23 protein-coding genes are annotated in these 22597 nt (G+C 71.5%); 11 read left to right on the forward strand and 12 right to left on the reverse strand.

Annotated features, from left to right (window positions below; translation table 11 throughout):
- Position 1: 1 nt before the first annotated feature.
- From ABZW18_RS15845 to ABZW18_RS15860, 4 genes are all read right to left on the reverse strand, one after another.
- Positions 2 to 610 (reverse strand): NifU family protein, encoded by a 609-nt coding sequence (locus ABZW18_RS15845; protein WP_356187570.1) that lies wholly within the window; start codon positions 608 to 610, stop codon positions 2 to 4.
- Between the two features lie 11 nt (positions 611 to 621).
- Positions 622 to 2409 (reverse strand): nickel-dependent hydrogenase large subunit, encoded by a 1788-nt coding sequence (locus ABZW18_RS15850; RefSeq protein ID WP_356187572.1) that lies wholly within the window; start codon positions 2407 to 2409, stop codon positions 622 to 624.
- Between the two features lie 22 nt (positions 2410 to 2431).
- The gene (locus ABZW18_RS15855; RefSeq protein ID WP_356187574.1) at positions 2432 to 3481 is read right to left on the reverse strand and encodes a hydrogenase expression protein HypE; all 1050 of its coding nucleotides are present in this window, start codon (positions 3479 to 3481) and stop codon (positions 2432 to 2434) included.
- 116 nt (positions 3482 to 3597) lie between these two features.
- The gene (locus tag ABZW18_RS15860) at positions 3598 to 5313 is read right to left on the reverse strand and encodes a hydrogenase maturation protein (protein WP_356187576.1); all 1716 of its coding nucleotides are present in this window, start codon (positions 5311 to 5313) and stop codon (positions 3598 to 3600) included.
- Positions 5314 to 5471: 158 nt separating this feature from the next.
- Here ABZW18_RS15860 and hypA point away from each other — a divergent pair, with 158 nt between their 5' ends.
- The 6 genes from hypA (at position 5472) to hypE (ending at position 11561) form a co-directional block, all read left to right on the forward strand.
- Entirely contained in the window at positions 5472 to 5867 is a 396-nt protein-coding gene (gene hypA / locus ABZW18_RS15865; RefSeq protein WP_356187578.1) for a hydrogenase maturation nickel metallochaperone HypA, read from the forward strand.
- Positions 5867 to 6607, forward strand: coding sequence for a hydrogenase nickel incorporation protein HypB (gene hypB, locus ABZW18_RS15870; RefSeq protein WP_356187627.1), 741 nt, complete (start codon positions 5867 to 5869; stop codon positions 6605 to 6607). The genes hypA and hypB overlap by 1 nt, the downstream gene beginning before the upstream one ends.
- Positions 6604 to 8976: a carbamoyltransferase HypF gene (gene hypF / locus ABZW18_RS15875; RefSeq protein WP_356187580.1), complete on the forward strand. Its 2373-nt coding sequence runs from the start codon at positions 6604 to 6606 to the stop codon at positions 8974 to 8976. Before hypB ends, hypF begins: the two co-directional genes overlap by 4 nt.
- Before the next feature lie 44 nt (positions 8977 to 9020).
- Entirely contained in the window at positions 9021 to 9347 is a 327-nt protein-coding gene (locus ABZW18_RS15880; RefSeq protein ID WP_356187582.1) for a HypC/HybG/HupF family hydrogenase formation chaperone, read from the forward strand.
- Complete coding sequence (hypD, locus tag ABZW18_RS15885) at positions 9344 to 10468, forward strand: hydrogenase formation protein HypD (protein WP_356187583.1); 1125 nt, start codon at positions 9344 to 9346, stop codon at positions 10466 to 10468. The genes ABZW18_RS15880 and hypD overlap by 4 nt, the downstream gene beginning before the upstream one ends.
- Before the next feature lie 103 nt (positions 10469 to 10571).
- Positions 10572 to 11561, forward strand: a complete 990-nt coding sequence (hypE, locus tag ABZW18_RS15890) for a hydrogenase expression/formation protein HypE (protein WP_356187629.1) — start codon at positions 10572 to 10574, stop codon at positions 11559 to 11561.
- A 30-nt stretch (positions 11562 to 11591) separates the two neighbouring features.
- Here hypE and ABZW18_RS15895 read toward each other — a convergent pair whose 3' ends face one another.
- Positions 11592 to 11984, reverse strand: coding sequence for a hypothetical protein (locus ABZW18_RS15895; RefSeq protein ID WP_356187585.1), 393 nt, complete (start codon positions 11982 to 11984; stop codon positions 11592 to 11594).
- Positions 11981 to 12835 carry an ANTAR domain-containing protein gene (locus ABZW18_RS15900; RefSeq protein ID WP_356187587.1) on the reverse strand — a complete coding sequence of 285 codons (855 nt, stop codon included), beginning with the start codon at positions 12833 to 12835 and terminating at the stop codon, positions 11981 to 11983. The genes ABZW18_RS15895 and ABZW18_RS15900 overlap by 4 nt, the downstream gene beginning before the upstream one ends.
- Before the next feature lie 169 nt (positions 12836 to 13004).
- Between ABZW18_RS15900 and ABZW18_RS15905 the strand changes: the two genes are divergently transcribed.
- Together ABZW18_RS15905 and ABZW18_RS15910 are read left to right on the forward strand one after the other, a co-directional pair.
- Positions 13005 to 13340, forward strand: coding sequence for a MarR family transcriptional regulator (locus tag ABZW18_RS15905; protein WP_356187589.1), 336 nt, complete (start codon positions 13005 to 13007; stop codon positions 13338 to 13340).
- Positions 13341 to 13423: 83 nt separating this feature from the next.
- The gene (locus tag ABZW18_RS15910) at positions 13424 to 13942 is read left to right on the forward strand and encodes a pyridoxamine 5'-phosphate oxidase family protein (RefSeq protein WP_356187591.1); all 519 of its coding nucleotides are present in this window, start codon (positions 13424 to 13426) and stop codon (positions 13940 to 13942) included.
- Between the two features lie 61 nt (positions 13943 to 14003).
- On the opposite strand, the gene ABZW18_RS15915 is transcribed toward ABZW18_RS15910, so the two are convergent.
- Complete coding sequence (locus tag ABZW18_RS15915) at positions 14004 to 15041, reverse strand: class I SAM-dependent methyltransferase (RefSeq protein WP_356187593.1); 1038 nt, start codon at positions 15039 to 15041, stop codon at positions 14004 to 14006.
- 266 nt (positions 15042 to 15307) lie between these two features.
- Here ABZW18_RS15915 and ABZW18_RS15920 point away from each other — a divergent pair, with 266 nt between their 5' ends.
- Both ABZW18_RS15920 and lnt read left to right on the forward strand, forming a co-directional pair.
- Positions 15308 to 16363 (forward strand): phosphatidylinositol-specific phospholipase C domain-containing protein, encoded by a 1056-nt coding sequence (locus tag ABZW18_RS15920; protein ID WP_356187595.1) that lies wholly within the window; start codon positions 15308 to 15310, stop codon positions 16361 to 16363.
- Positions 16364 to 16513: 150 nt separating this feature from the next.
- On the forward strand, positions 16514 to 18100 hold the full coding sequence (lnt, locus tag ABZW18_RS15925; protein ID WP_356187597.1) for an apolipoprotein N-acyltransferase: 1587 nt from the start codon (positions 16514 to 16516) through the stop codon (positions 18098 to 18100).
- Here lnt and ABZW18_RS15930 read toward each other — a convergent pair.
- Positions 18024 to 18929, reverse strand: coding sequence for a Gfo/Idh/MocA family oxidoreductase (locus ABZW18_RS15930; RefSeq protein WP_356187599.1), 906 nt, complete (start codon positions 18927 to 18929; stop codon positions 18024 to 18026). The genes lnt and ABZW18_RS15930 overlap by 77 nt on opposite strands.
- 206 nt (positions 18930 to 19135) lie before the next feature.
- On the opposite strand from ABZW18_RS15930, the gene ABZW18_RS15935 reads away from it, so the two are divergent.
- On the forward strand, positions 19136 to 19552 hold the full coding sequence (locus ABZW18_RS15935) for a hypothetical protein (RefSeq protein WP_356187601.1): 417 nt from the start codon (positions 19136 to 19138) through the stop codon (positions 19550 to 19552).
- On the opposite strand, the gene ABZW18_RS15940 is transcribed toward ABZW18_RS15935, so the two are convergent.
- The 4 genes from ABZW18_RS15940 to fabG form a co-directional block, all read right to left on the reverse strand.
- Entirely contained in the window at positions 19540 to 20055 is a 516-nt protein-coding gene (locus tag ABZW18_RS15940) for a hypothetical protein (RefSeq protein ID WP_356187603.1), read from the reverse strand. The two genes, ABZW18_RS15935 and ABZW18_RS15940, sit on opposite strands and share 13 nt — an antisense overlap.
- A 114-nt stretch (positions 20056 to 20169) precedes the next feature.
- A complete protein-coding gene (gene ung, locus ABZW18_RS15945; RefSeq protein WP_356187631.1) occupies positions 20170 to 20838 on the reverse strand; it encodes a uracil-DNA glycosylase in 669 nt (222 codons plus the stop codon).
- Between the two features lie 159 nt (positions 20839 to 20997).
- Positions 20998 to 21759: an SDR family oxidoreductase gene (locus tag ABZW18_RS15950; RefSeq protein ID WP_356187605.1), complete on the reverse strand. Its 762-nt coding sequence runs from the start codon at positions 21757 to 21759 to the stop codon at positions 20998 to 21000.
- Between the two features lie 28 nt (positions 21760 to 21787).
- Entirely contained in the window at positions 21788 to 22549 is a 762-nt protein-coding gene (gene fabG, locus ABZW18_RS15955) for a 3-oxoacyl-ACP reductase FabG (RefSeq protein ID WP_356187607.1), read from the reverse strand.
- Positions 22550 to 22597 lie beyond the last annotated feature (48 nt).

The following is a 22597-nucleotide window of genomic DNA, read 5'->3' on the forward strand; positions in this document are numbered from 1 at the left end:
CTCACCCGGTCCCGTGGCCCGTGAGCGTACGGCCTTTGAACAGCGCGTCGACCGGGATGAGGGTCTGCGGCGCCGCGGGCTGGGTGGTCTCGGTCTCGACCCGTTCGATCTCGGGCGCGGCGCTGCGGACGCTGTCCCGGACAGCTTCCTCGAGGGGCGCGGACGAGGACGAGCAGCCTCGGCCCGCCGGGAGCCGGACCCGTACGGCCGTGTCCGACAGCTCCAGCAACTCCACGTCGCTTCCCTGCGACTGGAGGTACGGGCGGATGAGCTCCAGCGCCCGGCGCACCCGCGCCTCCACCGGGTCCGGGTGGAGATCGTGCACCAGCAGCAGATGGCCGACGAGTTCGTCGTCCGCGATCCGCCGCGCCGCACCCCCGTCGCCCGCGGCGCCGTCGCCCGGAGCACCGTCGCCCTGAGCGCCGTCATCCGCCTCGTCCGCGAGGTGCCCCATGATGCGGGCGAGACAGTCGCCGTAGAGGTCGACCAGCGCCTCGACGGTCTCCAGCGCCCGTGCGGCGGCGGCGCTGTCCGGCAACTTCTCCAGGCCGGAGAGCAACTCCTCGGCCCGGGCCACCTGTTCGCGCGCCTGCGCGTCTTCCCATGGCATGGCGGCCGCCCCTACGAAACCGCGCCGAAGGTCGGCGAGTGGGTTTGTCGCACCGTGCGCCCGTTGCCGAGATACATGTGCACACCGCAGGGCAGGCAGGGATCGAAGCTGCGCACGGTCCGCATGATGTCGATGCCCTTGAAGTTGTCCGGGCCGTTCTCCTCGAAGATCGGGCTGCCCTGGACGGCGTCCTCGTACGGGCCGGGGGTGCCGAAGGAGTCCCGGGGGCTGGCGTTCCACGGGGTCGGCGGGTACGGCTGGTAGTTCGCGATCTTGCCGTCCCTGATCACCACATGGTGCGACAGCACGCCGCGTACGGCCTCGTGGAACCCCACGCCGATGGCGTCCTTCGGCACCACGAAGTCCTGGAACGCCTTGGTCCGTCCCGCCCGGACCTCCTCCAGCGCACGGTCCACGAAGTGCAGGGCCATCCCGGCGGCGTAGGCCACGAAATACATCCGCGCCCGGTTGCGCTCCAAGGTGTTGGGGAAGGGCGGCGGCTTCCACTCCAGCCGGGCCTCCGCCATGGCGGGCGTCTTGGGGAGGTCGATCTCCACGCTCCGGCCGGTGGACCGGACATAGGGGGTGTTGACCAGGCCGGCGAGCGAGGTGGCCCACAGCCGCGCGAGCGGCCCTCCGCCGGTCTCCAGAGGCAGATGGTCATCCGTGCGCTTGTCGTACCAGCGAGGGCTGACGACCCAGCTGTACTTGCCGCCGTCCAGATCGCGCTTCTGCGGTACGGGCAGGGTGGTCTGGTTCCAGGGGTGGCGCTGGTCCACGGGATTGCCGAGCGGGTCCTTGTCGACGAATGTCTCCTCCCCCGCCCAGTCCTCGTAGTACGAGCTGCCGAGCAGGATCCGCATCCCCAGATTGATGTCGACCAGATCGGAGGTGACCAGCTCACCGTCGACGATGATGCCGGGGGTGACGAACATGGCCTTGCCCCAGTCGTTCATCGTCCGGTAGCTGTAGTCCACGACGTCGGGGTTCTGGAAACAGCCCCAGCAGGCGAGCAGGGTGCGCCGCCGGCCGACCTCCTCGTAGCCGGGCAGGGCTTCGTAGAAGAAGTCGAAGACGTCGTCGTTCATCGCGACCGCGCGCTTGATGAAGTCGATGCAGCGCATCAGCCGCACGAGGTAGTCGGTGAAGACCTGCGGCGTGGCCACGGTGCCCACCCCGCCCGGGTAGAGCGTGGAGGGGTGCACGTGCCGACCCTCCATCAGACAGCACATCTCGCGCGTCAGACGGCTCATCACGAGGGCCTCTTTGTACATCTCGCCCTCGAACGGGTTGAAGGCGCGCATGATGTCGGCCAGCGTCTTGTATCCGTGCAGATGGCCCCGCCCGGCAGCGGTCCGTTCCGCGCGCTCCATCACCCCTGGGTTGGTCTCCTTGACCATGCGTTCGCAGAAGTCGACGAAGACCATGTTGTCCTGGAAGATCGTGTGGTCGAACATGAACTCGGCGGCTTCGCCCAGGTTGATGATCCAGTCGGCCAGCGGCGGCGGCTTCACGCCGTAGGCCATGTTCTGCGCGTACACCGAGCAGGTGGCGTGGTTGTCCCCGCAGATGCCGCAGATACGGCTGGTGATGAAGTGCGAGTCCCGGGGGTCCTTGCCTTTCATGAAGACGCTGTAGCCCCGGAAGATGGATGAGGTGCTGCGGCACTCGACGACTTCGCGGTTCGCGAAGTCGATCTTCGTATAGATGCCCAGGTTGCCGATGATCCTGGTGATCGGGTCGAACGCCACCTCGGTGAGAGTGCGCTGCTCGGGCGAGATGGTCTGGCGCGTCGTCACGTGACGGTCCTTTCGCGCATCGTCAGCGGCCGGACCATCGCGGCGCGAAGCCGCTGGTCAGCTCGGGCCGGTTGTGGCGCCACTTGGGTTCCCTGTTCGCGGCGCGGTTGGTGATGGAGCGCAGCGTGCGGATGAGCGGCCCGTAGGTCGCACCCATCACCACGGAGGACACGCTGCCGCCCGGCGGCTCGTCCATGAACGGCATGAACTTGTCGGGGAAGCCGGGCATGGTGCAGCCGATGCAGATACCGCCGACGTTGGGGCAGCCGCCGACGCCGTCCATCCAGCCGCGCTTGGTGACGTTGCAGTTCACCACCGGGCCCCAGCAGCCGATCTTCACCTGGCACTTGGGCGAGTTGTAGTCCTTGGCGAAGTCGCCCTGCTCGTAGTACGCGGCCCGGTCGCAGCCCTCGTGAACGGTCTTGCCGAACAGCCAGGTCGGGCGCAGCTGCTCGTCCAGCGGGATCGTCGGGGCGAGCCCCGCGGCCTGGTGGAGCACCCAGAGCAGGGTCTCCATGAAGTTGTCGGGCTGGACGGGGCAGCCGGGGACGTTGATGATGGGCAGCCCTCCCGCGGAGCGGAAGTCCCAGCCCAGGTAGTCGGCGAGGCCCATGGAGCCGGTGGGGTTGCCCGCCATGGCGTGGATGCCGCCGTACGCGGCACAGGTGCCGATGGCGACCACGGCCCAGGCCTTGGACGCGAGCCGGTCGATCCAGTCGTTGAAGGTGATCGGCTCACCGGTGTCCGGGTCATTGCCCATCGAGGTCCAGTAGCCGTCGCCGTTGATCCGCTCGTTCGGAATGGAGCCCTCGACGACGAAGACGAAGGGGGCCAGTTCGCCGCGGGCGGCCTGATGGAAGGCACGCATGAAGTCATCGCCGGTCTCGTAGGCCAGCACCTTGTTGTGCAGACGGACCTTGGGGAGGCCGGGGATCGCGCCGAGCAGTACGTCTTCGAGGCTGGGCAACGAGGCGGCAGTGATCGAGACCGTGTCGCCGTCGCAGCTCATCCCCTCCGAGGTCCAGAGGATGTGGACCTCCTCGACCCCGGGGGCGGGCGAGTCGGTACTCATGGCGCATTCCTTCCTTCAGGCCGGGTGAGGAGCAGGCGCCCCTGGCGAGGGCTGCGGCCACGGGTGGGAACGCGGTCCGATGACCACGTCTCCAGGAAGGCTGACATGATGCACATTTAGTCACAACTCGGACACGCCCGGTCCGGTGCCCGCTCGGCGATCCGCTCCGGTGTCGGGGAGGGGCGCTCCTTCCGTACGAAGGCGGTCCGCAGCGCGTGGTACGGCTCCTCCGGGCCGAAGAAGGCGCGGCGCATCCATACCAGCTCCTCGGCCCGGTAGTCGCGCAGCGGCTTGACCTCCTCGTCGCGTTCCCGCGCCGCCTTCTTCTCCCCGATCCGTGCATGCAGCAGCGGTTCGCAGGCCAGCCGGGCGGCCAGCCGGGCGACGTCCCCGGCGAATTCCCCGGGGCCGCAGGCCAGCACGCGGTCCACGAGCCCGGCCTTCAGGGCAGCGGCGGAGCTCACCGGCAGCGCCTCCCGCGTCAGCCGCTCCGCTTCGGCGGCGCCCACCCGGCGGGGCAGGGTGTACGTCCAGTACTCCGATCCGTACAGGCCCATCAGCCGGTAGTGCGGGTTGAGGACCGCACCCGCCCTGCACCACACCTCGTCCGCCGCCAGTGCGAGCATCACTCCCCCGGCGGCGGCGTTGCCTCCGAGTGCGGCGACGACCAGCCGGTCGGTGGTGGTCAGCACGGCCTCCACGAGGTCGTTCATCGCCTGGATGTTGGCCCACGACTCCTGTGCGGGGTCGGCGGCGGCCTCGATCACGCCCAGATGGATGCCGTTGGAGAAGAAGTCCCGCGTGCCGCCGAGGACCAGCACGTCCGTCGGCCGGGAGCAGGCGAAGCGGTACGCCGACAGCAGCCGTCGGCACTGCCCCGTGCTCATCGCCCCGCCGGGGAAGGAGAAGCGCAGAAAACCGGTCCGCCCGTTCTCGTCGTAGCGGATATCGGCCCAGGTGCGGTGCCCGGCCGGGGGCCACAGCTCCGGCGTCAGTTCGGGCACGTCCGGCAGCCGGTCGCCGAGCGCCGAGACGGCCGGCAGCCGATACGTTCTCGGGCCCCCCGGCCGCCGCCGGGGCCTCAGCTCGGCGATCCACACGGCGCCGTCCGCGGTCGCCCGGCAGATCGCGCCGGCCCGGGTGGCCAGCACCTCACCGGGCCGGCCGCACAGCCGGTCCTCGGGATGGCCGCCGTGCAGATACCACTCACCGCCCAGGAACGCGTCCAGCACCCCGGGCTGAGAATCAGCGGCGCGCAGCTTGCGCAGGACGGTTCCGGTGGGATCCGAGGCCCAGTCGATCCGGCGCAGGTCCTGGCCGAAGTACCGGCGCTGCCCGCGGCCGTCGTCCGGGTTCTGCGGACGGGGAACGTACGTTCCCGAGGCGAAGCGCTCCACGGCGAGCAGCACCGCCTCCACAGCGGCGTCCGCGACCTCGCCGCGGTACAGATCGCTCTTGCCGACGGGCGGTACGGCGCAGGACGCCGACGCCCAGACGGGCCCCGCGTCCATCTCCGCCTCGGCCTGCAGCACCGTCACCCCCCACCGCTCGGCGCCTTCGTGGAGCGCCCAGTCGAGCGCCGAGGGACCGCGGTCCCCGGGCGGCCCGGGGTGCACGATCAGACAGGTGTGGGCGGACCAGACGTCCTCGGGGATCGCCGTCGTCAGTATGGGCGCGACGACCAGCCGCGGCGCATGGCGCCGTACGGCCTCCACGATCGACGCCTCCCCGAGTGCCGGCTCCATCGCCACCGTGTGCCCACGGTCCGCCAGCTCGGCGTGGACCCGCTGCGTCAGACTGTTGAACGCGCTCGCGACGAGCAGGATGTGCATCGCGCCTCCTGGCCGGGTTCTCTCGGAGGGTGATGCTTGCTCAGGAGACCCCGGCCGGGGCCCAGGCTCGCCCGCTCTTGCGCCGCCCGGGGGAAATCGCGGGCAGCCAGGGCCGGGTCCGCCGGAGGGCCCGCGGGCGGTGCCTACGGTGATGGCCCATGCATGAACTGTCCATCGCGGCCGCCGTCGTCGAGAGCGCCGAGAAAGCCGCCCGTGATCACGGCGCCTCCTCGGTCGAGTCGGTGCGGCTGCGCATCGGGGAACTCTCGGGGGTGGTGGCGGACGCCCTGCGCTTCTCGTTCGAGGTCGCCACCGCCGGCACGATGCTCGACGGCGCGGAACTCGACGTCGAGGACGTGCCCGGATCGGCCCGTTGCACCTCCTGCGAGCTGGAGTTCGCCGTGGGCACACCGCCGCAGCTGTGGTGCCCGCAGTGCGAGCGGACGACGACGGAACTGCTCACCGGCCGCGAGCTCGACCTGGTCGGCGTACGGCTCCCGGCGGACACCGCGTGCCCCGGCACGCGGGAAGTGCGACAAGGAGAGAGCGCGTGATGTGTCGAGTTGTCGACCTGCAACAGGCCGTGCTGGCGAAGAACGACGGCCTGGCCGCCTCGCTGCGCGAGGACCTTATGGACCGCGGGGTCACCGCCGTCAACCTGCTGTCCAGCCCGGGCAGCGGCAAGACGGCGCTGCTGGAACTCCTCCTGACCTGGGCGACCGAGCGTGGAATCCCGGTGGCGGCCATCACCGCCGACCTCGCCACGGAGAACGACGCCGTGCGGCTGGCCAGATCCGGGGCGCTCGTGAAGCAGGTGCTGACGGGCGGGCTGTGCCACTTGGAGGCCGATCAGGTCCGCGCCCATCTGGACGGCTGGCTCCCCGACGGCACCCGTGTGCTGTTCGTGGAGAACGTGGGCAACCTGGTCTGCCCCGCCTCCTACGACCTGGGCGAGACGCTGCGGGTGGTGCTCATGTCCGTCACCGAGGGCGAGGACAAGCCGGTCAAGTACCCCACCGCGTTCGGACTGGCGAACCTGGTCGTCCTCAGCAAGACCGACCTCGCGGAAGCCGTCGGCTTCGACGAGAAGGAGTTCGCCGCGAACATCGGGCGGATCAACCCCGGGGTGGAGGTACTGCGGACCTCGGCCCGTACCGGCCAGGGAGTCGAGACGGTCCTGAACCGCGTCCTGGCCGCATGCGACGGGTCACCGCCGCACCGGCCACCGCTCGCCGGAGCGCACTCCCACGGCCACGTCCATGAGCACATGACGGCATCCGAACCGGCGTCATGACCGGCGCTCCGGTGGACGGTCCGGAGCAGGCCCCGCTGCGGCGCAGAGTCCTCGTACGAGGCGTCGTGCAGGGCGTGGGCTTCCGGCCCTTCGTCCACCGTCTCGCCTCCGGACTGGCCCTGTCGGGGTGCGTCGGCAACAACGCGGACGGTGTCGTCGCCGAAGTCGAGGGCGAGCCCCGCTCCGTCGAGGCGTTCTGCCAACGGGTCGGCGACCAGGCGCCGCCGTCGGCAGTGGTCACCTCCGTCAGCTACGAAGAGGTGCCGGCCCTGGGCACCGAGGGTTTCACCATCCGGCCCTCGGAGCAGGGCGAGGGCCGTACGCTGCTGCCGCCGGACATCGCCACCTGCGCGGACTGTCTGCGCGAGCTGGCGGATCCGCGGGACCGCAGGCACCGCCACCCGTTCATCACCTGCACCCACTGCGGTCCCCGCCTCACCATCGCCACCGCACTGCCGTACGACCGCGCGACCACGACCATGGCCGCCTTCCCCCTGTGCCCGGCCTGCGCTCACGAGTACGCCGACCCGGCCGACCGGCGCTTCCACGCACAGCCGGTGGCCTGCCCGTCCTGCGGCCCGGAACTGCGGCTCACCCCGGCGCCCGGCACCGGCGCGACCCGGGTCGAAGGCGAACAGGCGCTCGCCCAGGCGCGCCGGATGCTCGCGTCCGGGGCGATCCTGGCCGTCAAGGGCATCGGCGGCTATCACCTCGCCTGTGACGCGGCCGACGCGGATGCCGTCGCCACCCTGCGCAAGCGCAAGGCCCGCGGCGGCAAGCCGTTCGCGGTCATGGCGGCCGACCTCGCCACCGCCACGCGCCTCGCCCCGGTCAGCCCGGCGGAACGGAGCGTCCTCGCCGGCCGGCTCCGGCCGATCGTGCTGCTGCGCCGCCGCACCGCCACCGGCGGGCAGCCCGGCCCGCTGGCCGCCGAAGTCTGCCCCGGCAGCCCGGATGTGGGCGTGATGCTGCCCTATACCCCGCTGCACCAGCTGCTCTTCGGGTTGCCCGGGGACCCGCCGGGACCGAGGGTGCTGGTGATGACCAGCGGCAACCGCTCGGGCGAACCCATCGTGACCGACGACCGCGAGGCGCTGACGCGGCTGGCCGGCGTGGCCGACGCCTGGCTGTGGCACGACCGGGCCATCGAAGTGCCCTGCGACGACTCGGTGGTGCGCGTGCGCCCCGACGGGAGCGAGACCGTACTGCGCCGGTCCCGCGGCTACGCCCCCTCCCCGATCGAACTCCCGGTCGCGGTGCGGCCGTCCCTCGCCGTCGGCGGGGACCTCAAGAACACGCTCTGCCTCGCCGAGGATCGCAGCGCGTGGTTCTCGCCGCACATCGGGGACATGGGGGACCTGGAGACCGTACGGGCCTTCGAGCGGACCGAGCGGCGGATGCGCGCGCTGACCGGCGTCGCCCCCCGGGTCCTGGTGGCGGACCGGCACCCCGGCTACCACTCCGCGCACTGGGCGAGCCGCCACGCGGCCGGGCGCCCCCTGCGGCTGGTGCAGCACCACCATGCGCATATCGCCTCGGCCATGGCGGAGAACGGCCTGGACGGCCACGCGCCGGTCATCGGCGTCGCCTTCGACGGAACGGGCTACGGCGACGACGCCGCGGTCTGGGGCGGCGAAGTACTGCTGGCCGACTACGACCGGTACCGCCGCCTGGCACATCTGGCGTATGTCCCGCTGCCCGGCGCCGACGCCGCGGTCACCAACCCCTGCCGCATGGCCCTGTCCCATCTGCGCACCGCCGGTATCGCCTGGGACGCGGACCTGCCCTGCGTAGCCGCCTGTTCGAGCGAAGAACGGCAGTTGCTCGGCCGGCAGCTGGACCGCGGCCTCGCCTGCGTGCCGACCTCCAGCATGGGACGGCTCTTCGACGCCGTCTCCTCACTGACCGGGGTGTGCCATCGGGCGGGGTACGAGGCACAGGCCGCCATCGAACTGGAGGCCGCCGCCGCGACGGCGTGGACGGACAGCGGGCCCGGATACACCTTCGCGCTGCGCCGGCCGGTCCCCGGCAGCGGCAGGTCGGCGACGCTGCTCGACCCCGCACCCGTACTGCGCGCGATCGTCACCGACCTGCGCCACGGCATCTCGCGCGCCGTGATCGCCGCGCGTTTCCACCGGGCGGTCGCGGGCGCGGTGGCGGCGGTCTGCCGCCTCCACCGCCGGGAGAGCGCGGTGTACACGGCCGCGCTGTCCGGCGGGGTGTTCGCCAACGCGCTGCTGGAGGAGGCCTGCACCGAGCAGCTGGGCGGCAGCGGCTTCGCGGTGCTGCGCCACCGGCAGGCTCCGCCGGGCGACGGCGGGCTCGCCCTCGGCCAGTTGGTCGTGGCGGCACGCGGCGCGGGCCCGTAGCGCGGAAATGACCAGCGACGAGACCAGCGACGAACGGAGAGCCCATGTGCCTGGCAGTGCCCGGCAAGGTGGTCGGTATCGAGGAACGCAACGGCACGCGCATGGCGCAGGTCGACTTCGGCGGGGTGGTGAAGGACGTCTGCCTCGCCTATGTCCCGGAGGCGGGAATGGGCGACTACGTGATCGTCCATGTCGGGTTCGCACTGCAACGGCTGGATGAGGAATCGGCCAAGGCGTCGCTGGAGCTGTTCGAACACCTCGGGCTCCTGGAGGAGGAGTTCGGCGACGCATGGCAGCGCGCCGCGGCGGAGGCCGGGACGGACCGGCCCGGGAGCGCCGCGCCCACGGCAGCACAGGAGGGTGCCCGGTGAAGTACATCGACGAGTTCAACGACCCGGAACTGGCACGGCGGCTGCTGGACGACATCCACGCCACCGTGACCCGCCCGTGGGCGATGATGGAGGTCTGCGGCGGCCAGACGCACTCGATCATCCGGCACGGTATCGACCAACTCCTGCCCGAATCCATCGAGTTGATCCACGGTCCCGGCTGCCCGGTGTGCGTGACACCGCTGGAGATGATCGACAAGGCGCTGGAGATCGCCTCCCGGCCCGACGTGATCTTCTGCTCCTTCGGGGACATGCTGCGGGTGCCCGGCTCCGACCGCGACCTGTTCCGGGTCAGGAGCGCCGGCGGGGACGTACGGGTGGTGTACTCGCCGCTGGACGCCCTGGACATCGCGCAGCGGAACCCCGGCCGTCAGGTGGTCTTCTTCGCCATCGGCTTCGAGACCACCGCGCCGGCCAACGCGATGGCCGTCCACCAGGCCCGGCGCCTGGGCATCGAGAACTTCAGCCTGCTGGTCTCGCATGTGCGGGTGCCGCCCGCCATCGAGGCGATCATGCGGTCCCCGGTGTGCCGCGTGCAGGCGTTCCTGGCCGCCGGCCATGTGTGCAGCGTGATGGGGATCGCCGAATACCCGGAGCTCGCCGAGCGGTTCCGGGTCCCCATCGTGGTGACGGGCTTCGAGCCACTGGACATCCTGGAGGGCATCCGCCGCACGGTCCACCAGCTGGAGCGCGGGGAGCACCGGGTCGACAACGCCTATCCGCGGGCCGTCCAGGCCGGTGGCAACCCGGCGGCGCTGCGCATGCTCGAGGAGGTCTTCGAGGTCACCGACCGGGCGTGGCGCGGGATCGGCACGATCCCGGACAGCGGCTGGCGGCTGTCCGCGGCCTACCGGGAGTACGACGCCGAGCACCGCTTCGCGGTCACCGGCGCCGGTACCCGCGAGCCGGAGGCGTGCCGCAGCGGCGAGGTGCTCCAGGGCCTGATCAAGCCGCACGAGTGCGCCGCTTTCGGCACGACCTGCACACCGCGCAATCCGCTGGGCGCCACGATGGTCTCCAGCGAGGGCGCCTGCGCCGCCTACTACCTGTACCGGCGCCTGGACCGGCCGGTATCCCCGAAGGAGGCGTCCCCCGTTGGCTGAGACGACGGATCTCCCGTTCCCGGCGGCCGCGGACGCGGCCCCGCTCCCGGACCCGACCGCCTGGTCGTGTCCGCTCCCGCTGTGCGACACCCCGGTGGTGGTCATGGGGCACGGCGGCGGCGGGGCGCTGTCGGCGGAGCTGGTGGAGCATCTCTTCGCCCCCGCCTACGGCAATGAGACGCTGTCCGGCCTGGCCGATTCGGCCGCTGTGACGCTGGGCGGCGCCCGGCTGGCCTTCTCGACCGACTCCTACGTGGTGCGGCCGCTGTTCTTCCCCGGCGGCAGCATCGGCGATCTGGCGGTCAACGGCACGGTCAACGACCTGGCCATGAGCGGCGCCAGGCCCGCGTACCTGTCCTGTGCGTTCATCCTCGAGGAGGGCATCGAGCTCTCCGTGGTCGGGAAGGTGGCGCAGGCGATCGGGGACGCCGCCGCGACGGCGGGCGTCAGCGTCGTCACCGGGGACACCAAGGTGGTCGACGCGGGCCACGGCGACGGCGTCTTCATCAACACCTCGGGGATCGGGCTGATCCCCGAGGGTGTCGACATCCGCCCGCAACGCGCCGTACCGGGCGATGTGGTGATCGTCAGCGGCCCCATCGGCATGCACGGCGTGGCGATCATGAGTGTCCGTGAAGGCCTCGAGTTCGGCGTGGAGCTGATCAGCGACACGGCGCCGCTGGGCGGCCTGGTCGAGGTCATGCTCACGGCCACCCCGGATCTGCACGCACTGCGCGACCCCACGCGCGGGGGCCTGGCCACCGCGCTGCATGAGATCGCCTCCGCCTCCGGCACCGGGGTGGCGCTCACCGAGCGCAGCGTCCCGGTGCCGGAGGCCGTCGTCAACGCCTGCGGGTTCCTCGGTCTGGACCCGCTGTACGTGGCCAACGAGGGCCGGCTGGTGGCCTTCGTACCGCGCGAGCACGCGGACCGCGTACTCGCCGCGATGCGCACGCATCCGCTGGGCACGGGTGCGGCCGTCATCGGCGAGTGTGTGGCCGAGCACCCCGGCATGGTCGTGGCCCGCACAGGGCTGGGAGGAACGCGCGTGGTGGACCTGCCACTGGGCGAGCAGCTGCCCCGCATCTGCTGAAGCCCGCGCCCACGCGCGCCTCCTGGCGGGTCAGGACGGCACGGTGGCCCGGTGACGGAGCTCGAGCCGGACCTGCACCTCCTGGTCGCCGGGGACGATATGGCCCTCCTCCTCGACGCGGAAGGAACGTCTCAGGGCTGCCCTCACCTCATGGACGGAGCGGTGGCTGCCGAAGAGATCGGCCGTCACCGCACCGCCCAGAGCGACCGGTTCCGCCGTCTCCGCCCGGGTCCGTACGTCGTAGGTCTCGATCCAGACCATCGGATTGGCCACCTCGGGAGGCCGCTCGCAGTGCTCCCTGATCTCACGGTCGACGACCGCCGGGAAGGCTGCCCTCAAATGCTCGAAAACCGTGTCCGCGTCCTCTGGAGCACAGTCGGTGAGGTGGACGCTGACATGGGCCGAGTGCTGCAGGGTGGTCATGAGAGGTGCTCCTCCGGAAACGGGCTGACCGGCTCTGGGGACCGACGCTGGGAGAGAGCGCCGTGCTCCGCGCGACGGGCGGCGCGTCCGTGGCCGAGTGTCGGTTCCGCCGCGGCGCCGGGCGTCCGCCCGAGCTGTTCGGCCAGGCGGGCGAGCTGCGCCTCGAGGCCGTGTCCTCGGGTACGGACCAGGGCCTCGGCGAGGTCGGACAGCTTGCGGTTGGTGCGCTGCGACAGGCGGCGCAGCAGTGTCATGGCGGTGTCCGCGTCGCACCGCAGCACGTACATGACGATGCCGCAGGCCTGATCGACGACGGGACGGGTGCGCAGTGCGGTGTCGAGCTGGTCGACCTCGGCGAGCACCTCTCGGTAGTGGCGGTCGCGCAGCAGCCCGGTGGTGGCCAGGTCGCCGAGGAGTACGGTCGCCCCGTGCGCCGCGTCCCGCAGGAATCCGGGGCGGAAGCCGTAGACCGTGAGCGTCACCGCCAGATCCTGGCGGCGGAACGGCACGGTCACACTCGCCCGCACACCCGCGTCCAGGGCCTTCGCGCGGTAGCCGGGCCAGCGCTCGTCGCGCAGCAGGTCCTCCGCGGAAGCCGGGCGGCCGGTCTCCAGGGCGGACGGTATGGGCCCCTCGCCCGACTCCCACTGCACCGAGACCAGCGGTGCGAGGTCCGGGTGGGTGACGGCGGTCGGCGGCGGTTCGCCGTGGCCGGCGTCCCGGGCGACGACCGTCGCGGTGGCTCCGCAGCAGGCGGGGTTGCACGAGGCGGCCTGCTCCGCGAGTCCGGCCAGTCCGGCGTCCGGCGGGCCGGTCCCGCGATCGAGCGGAAAGTCCCGGTACTCGGTCATGAGTACGTCCATCCCCTGACTCGGATGCTTGCTCCGATCGTCTGCCCGCTCAAAACTCATGTCAACAAATACACGAACATCTATTCGCTAAACATTGATCGGGGAAAGTCGCGGAATGCAGCCCGCTTCGAGGGCTGACATACGAACTGCGGATCGTAGGATTGGGAGCATGAGTGCTGCCGGGGACGCGCGCCAGGACGGAAGCTGGACCTTCCTCACCAGTCATGCCCGGGTACTGCTGGAGCTCGCCAGGCATCCCGACAGCCGGCTGCGGGACGTCGCCGCCGTCGCGAACATCACCGAGCGGGCCGCTCAGGCCATCGTCGCCGACCTCGAGGCGTCCGGCTACCTCACGCGTACCCGGGTCGGCCGCCGGAATCGCTACACGATTCACACGGACAGCGGTTTCCGGCACCCGGCCGAGGCCGACCGCCGCATCAGCGACCTGATCGAGCTGTTCGTCCAGGAGAGCGGTCCGAAGGGCGAAGCCGCGTCGCCGCACTGAGGTCGGCGGGCCGCAGGCGGTCTCGACACGCCTCAGGCAGAAGGCGACAGAGGATGTCGGGTCTGACCAGGAATCATGAAGCCATGACGACCCCTTGGGCAGGCTTCCAAGCCGCTGAGTCCGACTTCGCCAAGACCGTTCAGGAGCGTTTCCAGCAGTTCAAGCACCAAGTGCTCGCCACCTTGCGCCGGGACGGCGCCCCACGGGTCACCGGCATCGAAGTGGACTTCCGCTTCGGTGAGATGTGGCTCGGCATGATGCCGCAGTCGCGCAAGGCGCTGGATCTGCGGCGGGATCCGCGGTTCTCGGTCCAGGCGAATCCGGGGCCGGACACCACCATGGAAGGCGGCGACGTCCGCGTCGGCGGACACGCCGTCGAAGTGACCGACCCGGCGGTGATCTCCCGCTTCGCCGACGAGGTGCAGCCTCCGGAGCCGTTCCACCTCTTCCGCGTGGAGGTGACGGAAGTGGTCCGCACCTGCGTCGAGGGCGAGGATCTGGTCGTGCAGGTCTGGCGGCCGGGAAGTCCGCTGCGGACCATCCGCCGCCGGACCGATGACAGCGCGCCGCGCGAGGACCGAGAGAACAAAGAGGACAGCTGAGCGACCGCGTGCGGCGGGTGCGGTGCACTCAGGCGTTGAAGGGTTCAGGGCGTGCGGGAGTTCAGGGCGTCCAGCGGGCTACGAGGCGCCAGAGCGAGGTCACTTCGGCCGCCCGGGCCGCGTGCAGCGGATCGGTGACATCGGCGGCCCGCGGGTGGACCGGCCGGGTGTCCATCCGCCCGGCCACCTCCAGCCCGGCTCTGTCGAAGGCCTCGAGCAGCTCGGCGCGAGTCCGCAGGCCGAGGTGCTCGGCGAGGTCGGAGAGGATCAACCAGCCCTCGCCACCCGGCTCCAGATGTGCCGTCAGGCCGGCCAGGAAGCCGTGCAGCATGCGGCTGCCCGGGTCGTAGACGGCGTGTTCGAGGGGCGTGGCGGGCCGCGCCGGGACCCACGGCGGGTTGCAGACGACGAGAGCTGCGCGCCCCGGCGGGAAGAGGTCGGCCTCCAGGACATCGGTACGGCCGGCCCCCAGCCGCGCCAGGTTCTCGCGCGCGCAAGCCAGCGCGCGCGGGTCCTGGTCCGTCGCGACGACCCGCCGCACTCCGCGGCGCGCCAGGACCGCGGCCAGGACGCCCGTACCGGTGCCGATGTCGAACGCCGACGTGCGCGCGGGCAACGGGGCTTCGGCCACCAGCCGCACGTATTCGCCGCGCACCGGGGAGAACACGCCGTAGTGCGGGTGGATGGGGTCGCCGCCGAGCGCGGGGACCGCCACGCCCTTCCTGCGCCACTCGTGCGCGCCGATCAGGCCCAGCAGCTCGCGCAGCGGTATCACCAACGGCCCTTCCGCCACTCCGTACGCCTCCGTGCAGGCCAGTCGTACGTCGGGGGCCCGGCGCAGCGGGATGTGGTAGCCGGGCTCGACCGGCACCAGCAGCATCGACAGCGTGCGAGCGCGCCGGGACTGTGCCTGACGGTGCAGGTGGAATGCCTCGGCCGGTGACGAGGGCTCGCGGCGCCGCCCGCGATCCGCCCGCCGCCCCATCGCCTCCAGCAGCCGGCGCGCGTTGTGGAAGTCGCCGCGCCACAGGATGGCGGTGCCCTCGCAGGCCAGGCGGTAGGCGGTGTCGGCCCGCATCCGGTCGTCCGCGGTCACCACGCGCCGCGGCGGTGGCGCTCCGCTCCCGGACTGCCATCTGGCGGATCGGGTGTCCTCGTCTTCGGTCCAGCGAACGGCTTGCACCCCCTCATGTTCGATCTATCCGGCATATCCCGGCAAGTGCTTTGTCGCCTGTCTGTCGTCTTGACGACGTGCCGGACACCGACGCCGGACCCCTTCGCTTTCACCCGGGGTCGCCTGATGGAGCGCCAACTCCCGTAATCTGCTGCCACTTTCACCACCCCCCAACTGAAGGTGGCATCACCATGCGCAGACTTCGCACTTCCGGTGCGTCCGGTGCGGCCGTGGGCCTGCTGGCCGCGGCACTTCTCGTCCCGGCGGCGCCGGCGGGCGCCCGGACACCGGACACCGGAGACCTCCCGTACTCGGGGAGCACCGCGGTGGGCGTGCACAATGCGTACGAGAAGGACAAGTACCCCTACTTCGCCGACGCGCTGGATTCCGGAGCCGGGCTCCTGGAACTCGATGTCTGGACGAACGGGCTGAGCAAGAAGTGGCGGGTCTCGCACAACAACCCGCTGGGCAGCGACAACAACTGCGAGAACGCGGCGTCGCCGGCCGAACTGCGCACCAAGTCGCGCAATCAGAGCCTGGACGGCTGCCTCGCCGACATCAGGGCATGGCACGACGCCAACCCCGGCCACCGCCCCGTCCTGCTCAAGATAGAAATGAAGGACGGTTTCAACGACAAGGGCGGCCTGGGCCCCGACGAGTTCGACGCCCTGCTCGGCGGCAAGCTCGGCGACGCGCTCTTCCGCCCCGCCGATCTGCTCGGCGGCCACGCCACCCTCGACGCGGCGGTGCAGGCGGGAGGCTGGCCGGCCCGCTCGGCACTCGCGGGCAAGTTCCTCATCGAGCTGATCCCCGGCACCGTCGAGGAGAAAAACCCCTTCGACTCGCTGTGGACCGACCGCGAGTACGCCGGCCATCTGCGGAATCTGGCCGCATCCGGCACGCTCCCCCGGGCCACCTCCTTCCCCGCCGTCCACGGCGCGGCCGGCGGGGACCCGCGCGGCCGCTACAGCGAGGCGGCGATCCGCCCCTGGTTCGTGGTCTTCGACGGCGACGCGTCGGGATATGTGACGGACAGCGGCATCGATACGGCCTGGTACGACCAGCACCACTACCTGCTGATCATGACCGACGCGCATGGCGTCTCCCCCGCCATCGACCCGGTGCGCCCCCCGGAGGCCGACGCCCGGGCCCGTTTCTCCGCCCTCGCCGCCGAGCACGCGAGCTTCGCGACGAGCGACTGGTACCCGCTGCCCGGAGTCCTGTCCACCGTGCTGCCCCGCGGCTAGGACCCTCCGTTCTGCACCGGCTCGCCGGGCCGGTGCAGCGAGCGGCGCCCGGTGCGCCCCACCGGCTCGGCCGCCGTCTGTCGCCGGTCGTCGCGCTCCCGCACACTGGTCGAACACACTGGCCATAGGCCAGTCGGAGGGAGACTCGGCATGCGGGTGGCGGTCGGCCGGTGGCAGCGAGCCCTCGCCTCGCCGTGGCAGCGCGGCGTACTGGCGGCTGCGGCGGGGGCGCTGCCTGCGACGGCGTTCCCCGAACTGTCGCTGTGGTGGTTCGTCTGTGCCGCCCTGGTGCCGTGGCTGCTGCTGATCCGCTCGGCTCCGACCTTCCGCCGGGCCTCGTTCGACGGCTGGCTGGGCGGAGCCGGTTTCATCCTGGCGGCGCATCACTGGCTGGTGCCGAGCCTGCATGTCTTCACTGTGCTGGTGGCACTGCTGATGGGGCTGCTGTGGGCGCCCTGGGGGCTGCTGGTGCGGCGGCTGCTGGGCGGCTCCCCGGGCCTGCTCCGCGTGGCCGCGTCGCTGGTTCTGGTGCCGTCGGGCTGGCTGGTGGTCGAGCTGGTGCGGTCCTGGGAGTACCTGGGCGGGCCGTGGGGGCTCCTCGGCGCGAGCCAGTGGGAGGTCACGCCCGCGCTGCGCCTCGCCTCTCTGGGCGGGGTGTGGCTGGTGAGTTTCCTGATCGTGGTGGTGAACACCGCGATCACTGTGCTGATCGCGGTGGCCGCTGCCCGTACGGCCGCGATAGCCGGGATGCTGGCGGTCGCCGTCGCGGGCGGGGCCGCGTGGGCGTGGGCGCCGCTGCCGGAGCGTACGGGCAGTCTGCGGATCGCTCTCGTCCAGCCCGGGGTCATAGGCGGGACCGCCGGCTGGGAGCGGCGCTTCGACCGCGAGGAGGCCCTGACCCGGGGCCTCGCCGGGCGGGGGGTGGATCTGGTCGTCTGGGGCGAGAGCAGCATCAGTGCGGATCTCGGCCGCCGTCCGGACCTGGAGCGGCGGCTGACGGCACTCTCCCGGGGCGTCGGCGCCGATCTGCTGGTGAACGTGGACGCGCGCGGCTCGGACCGCCCCGGAATCTTCAAGAGTTCGGTGCTGGTGGGCCCGGGCGGGCCGACCGGGCAGCGCTACGACAAGATGCGGCTGGTGCCGTTCGGCGAGTACATCCCGTTCCGGTCCCTGCTGGGCTGGGCCACCTCCGTCGGGAAGGCCGCCGCCGAGGACCGCAGGCGGGGCACGGAGCCGGTGGTGACGGAGATACCGGACTCGGGCGGGCTGCGCATCGGCCCGCTGATCTGCTTCGAGACGGCTTTCCCCGATATGAGCCGCAGGCTGGTGCGGGACGGGACCGGCGTGCTGATCGCCCAGTCCTCCACTTCGACCTTCCAGCACAGTTGGGCGCCGGAGCAGCACGCCTCGCTGGCCGCGCTGCGGGCGGCCGAGACCTGGCGCCCGATGGTGCACGCGACGCTGACCGGGGTGAGCACGGTGCAGGGCCCCCGCGGCGAGGCGGTGGGCGGCCGACTGGGCACCGACAGCAGCACAGCGGCGGTTTACGACGTACCGCTGGGCGGCGGCACGAGTCCGTACGTCCGGCTCGGCGACTGGGTGGTGTACGGGGCGCTGGCCGCCCTCGCCGCCTTCAGCGCGGCCGAGGGCATACGGGCCTTCAGGAGGCCTGCTCCAAGGCCTCCGTCACCACCCGTTCACACAGCTCGTGGGTCCGCAGCGCGTCATGGGCGGTGAGACGCTTCCCGGTCCTCACGGCGTCGAGGAAGGCGAGGGTGATCTGCTCGATGCCGCGCTGCCGGGCGACGGGGACCCAGTCGCCCCGGCGGCGCACGCTCGGCTGGCCCTTGTGGTCGATCACCTCGGCGAGGTTGAGGACCTGGCGCTTGGTGTCCTGGCCGGAGACTTCGAGGATCTCCTCGGTCGAGCCGCTCATCCGGTTCATGACCCCGACGGCCGTGAAGCCGTCGCCGGACAGTTGCAGCAGGACATGGTGCATGAGCCCGTCCCGCACCCTGGCGCGGACGTCGATGTGCTCGACGGCGCCGGGCACCAGGAAGCGGAGGGTGTCCACGACGTGGATGAAGTCGTCGAGGACGAGGGTGCGCGGGTCCTCGGCGAGACCGACGCGGTTCTTCTGCATGAGGATCAGGTCGCGGGGGTGCTCCTGGCACTGGGCGTATCCGGGTGCGTAGCGGCGGTTGAAGCCGACGGCCAGGCTGACCCCGCGCTCCTCGGCGAGCTGTACGAGCCGGGCGCTGTCGGCGTAGTCGTACGCGATCGGCTTGTCGACGTAGGTCGGCACCCCGGCGTCCAGGAGGCGGCCGACGATCTCGGCGTGGGCGGCGGTGGCGGTGTGCACGAAGACCGCGTCCGGGCCGGCCGCCAGGAGCGGGTCGAGGTCGGTATGGAGCCGGCCGGAGGGGATGCGGTAGGTGGCTGCGACCCGGTCGAGAGTGGCCGGGTCGCGGGTCTGGAGGTGGAGTTCCAGTCCGGGCTGGGTACCCAGGACCGGCAGATACCCCTTTTGAGCGATGTCGCCGAGCCCGATGCAGCCGACCTTCACCTTCGGTCACCTCAGTTCTGTGCGGTGGGGCACCCCTGGTCCGGCAGCATACGTGCGCTGCTGCGGCCTGCCGGTTCGCGCCGTGGGGGCTTATGCGCGCCGGGCGCATCGGCTGCGCCACTGGGGGGTGACCCGGGCGTCCCCCCTGTGGTGTGGCCTTCCGGCGGTGGCCGCCAATGGTTCCCGGGGACGGCAGAGTTGGCCGGGTGCACCGACTCGCGGCAGCCGCCGTCCTCCTCGTCTCCCCGGCCCTCGCGGGCTGCGTCACCGTCGCCGGGCCGCCTCCCGCGCCCGGAGAGCGTCCGAAGCCGCCGCCGGCCGCGTCGGGCGCCGCCCGGCCGCAGATCGCCCAACCCTCCCCCCGCGAAAGGCTGGAGACCGTCCAGCCCGACCCCACCCACCAGGCACGCAGCCCGCTGCCCGCTCCCCCGCCGGCGGCGGCCCGGCCACGGCCCGCGGGGCCGGTACGCGAGTCACCGACCGCCGGGCCCGCCGGACCACGGCTGAAGCCTCCCGTCACGGCACCCCGCTCCCCGGACGTATGCCGCCTGGGCGACACGTACGGGCACTGGGAGCCCGGCAGCCCGGCGTCCCGGATCTGCCACGACGTCTACGGCAGGTGATCACCTGCCTGGGCGGAGTTCCCCGGCTCCCCGCCCAGCCGCAGCTCCAGACGCACGATGGCCGCCCGGATACCGTCCGCGTAGTCGTCGTCGCCGAGCACCCCGGCGCTCTCCCGGGCACGCCCGAGCTCGCGCCGCGCCGCCTCTGGCCGGCACAGCTTCACGTAGTCCGCCGCCAGGTTCAGGTGGAGCGACGGATACAGGGCGCGCACCGCGAGGGATTCGTGGTGGGCCGCGACGCGGTCGTCGGTGAGGCTGTCCGCGGCGCGGAGCGCGCGGGCGTCCCATGCCAGCTCATCCGCCGGGTCGTCCTGCGTATCCGCCATGTAGTGCGCGAGTGTGCAGCGGTGGAGCGCGTCGCCGTCCTCCCCGATCTCCTCCCACAGCGCCGCGAACCGGTTCCGCGCCTCCTCCCGGTCACCGCCGCGGTGGAGCATGATCGCTTGGCCGATCCTGGTCATGACGGCGTCCGGCGACGCCTCCCCCAGCAGTTCCTCCGCCATCGGACCTCCCGCGCTGATCACTACGGCCTTGTCGGTCGACGCTAGCCGCAGACACCGACAAGCGCCCCGGCGCTCAGCCACCTGGTCGAATCGGCCGGGGCCTGCCCGGCGCCGTCAGCCGAGGTCCGGGATCCGCCAGTCCACCGGGGTGTGGCCCTGCGCCGCGATGGCCGCGTCGATCTGCGTGAACGGCCGGCTGCCGAAGAACTTCTTCGCGGACAGCGGCGACGGGTGCGCGCCTTGAACCACCGCGTGCCGTTCGGTGTCGATCAGGGGGAGCTTCTTCTTCGCGTAATTACCCCACAGGACGAAGACCGCCGGGTCCGGCCGGGCCGAGACGGAGCGGATCACAGCGTCCGTGAAGGTCTCCCACCCCTTGCCCTTGTGGGAGTTGGCCTCCCCGGCCCGGACCGTCAGTACGGCGTTGAGCAGCAGCACACCCTGCTCGGCCCAGGGCATCAGATAGCCGTTGTCCGGCACCGGGTGGCCCAGCTCCTGGTGCATCTCCTTGTAGATGTTCCGCAGCGAGGGCGGGGTCTTCACCCCCGGCCGCACCGAGAAGCACAGCCCGTGCCCCTGCCCCTCGCCGTGGTACGGGTCCTGCCCGAGGACCAGCACCTTCACCCGGTCGTACGGGGTCGCCTCCAGCGCCGCGAAGACCTCCGCGCGCGGCGGGTAGACCGGTCCGTTGGCCCGCTCCTTCTCGACGAAATCGACGAGCTCCCTGAAGTAGGGCTCGGCGGGCTCCCCTCCGAGGACGCCCCGCCAGGACTCGGGCAGCATGTCGGTCACGTCAACAACCTCCGGTGTGCGATCGGTTCTTCTCCGCAGAACCTACCGGCGGCCACTGACACGCAGCGAAAGGCCGCCCGGCGGCGCCCCGGAGCCCCGCTGTCCCGAGCGGGTCCCTTCGCCGCCGGACGGCCGGCTCTCAGCCAGGCCTCAGTGGACGCCGGCCTTGAGGAAGATGCCGCCGTCGACGACGAGCGTCTGGCCGGTGATCCAGCCGGAGCGGTCGGAGAGCAGGAACTCCGCCGCGCCGCCGATGTCCTCGGGCATGCCGAGCCGGCCGAGCGGATAGGCGGCCGCGGCCTCCTCCTCGCGGCCCTCGTAGAGCGCCTGGGCGAACTTGGTCTTGATCACTGCCGGAGCGATGGAGTTGACCCGTACGCCCGGCGCCAGCTCATGGGCGAGCTGCAGCGTGAGGTTGACCATGGCGGCCTTGCTCATGCCGTACGCGCCGATGAAGGGCGAGGCGGAGATCGCGGCGACCGACGCGATGTTGACGATCGCGCCGCCGTTCTCCTTCTGCCAGGCCTTCCAGGTCTGCTGGGCGAAGCCGAGGGCCGAGATGACGTTGGTCTCGAAGACCTTGCGGGCCACTCCGAGGTCGAGTTCGGCGATCGGTCCGAAGACCGGGTTCGTGCCCGCGTTGTTGACGAGGTAGTCGACCCGGCCGAAGGCAGCCATGGTGGCCTCGACGGCGGCCGCCTGGTGAGCCTCGTCGTGGGCCTTGCCCGCGATGCCGATCACCCGGTCCGCGCCGAGCTGTTCGACGGCCTCCTTGAGGGCCTCCTCGTTGCGGCCCGTGATGGCCACGCGGTCACCGCGGGCGACGAGCGCCTCGGCGATGCCGTATCCGATGCCGCGGCTCGCTCCGGTGACGAGCGCGACCTTTCCGCTGTCCTGCGTCTGTGCAGTCATGTGTGTCCGGCTTTCTGTCCGTTGCGCGTCAGTTGAGGGGGCCGCCGGCGACGTACATGACCTGGCCGGAGACGAAGCCGGCCTGCTCGCCCGTGAAGAAGGCGATGGCGTTCGCGATGTCGTCCGGCCGGCCCACGCGCTGCACCGGGATCTGGGTGGCAGCGGCGGCCTGGAACTCCTCGAAGCCCATGCCGACCCGGGCGGCGGTGGCCGCGGTCATGTCCGTGACGATGAAGCCGGGGGCCACGGCGTTGGCGGTGATGCCGAACTTGCCGAGCTCGAAGGCGAGGGTCTTGGTGAAGCCCTGCAGACCGGCCTTGGCCGCGGAGTAGTTGACCTGGCCGCGGTTGCCGAGCGCCGAGCTGCTGGAGAGGTTGACGACCCGGCCGAACTTGGCGTCCACCATGTGCTTCTGACAGGCGCGCGTCATCAGGAACGCGCCCCGCAGATGCACGTTCATGACGGTGTCCCAGTCGGAGTCGCTCATCTTGAACAGAAGGTTGTCCCGCAGCACCCCCGCGTTGTTGACGAGGATCGTGGGTGCGCCCAGCTCGGCGGCGACCCGCTCGACCGCGGCCTCGACCTGGGCCGAGTCCGAGACGTCACAGCCGACGGCGAGAGCCTTGCCGCCCGCCGCCGTGATCTTCTCCACGGTCTCCTTGCAAGCCGCCTCGTCGAGGTCGAGTACGGCGACGGCGCGGCCTTCCTCGGCCAGCCGGACTGCGGTGGCGGCGCCGATACCTCGGGCGCCGCCCGTCACGATGGCGATGCGCTGCTCGGTGGTGGGCATGCGGGTTCTCCTCGGGCTCGAATGAAGTGAGCAACCGCTTAGTAGGTC

Source organism: Streptomyces sp. NPDC004647 (assembly GCF_040609575.1).
Classification (GTDB): domain Bacteria; phylum Actinomycetota; class Actinomycetes; order Streptomycetales; family Streptomycetaceae; genus Streptomyces.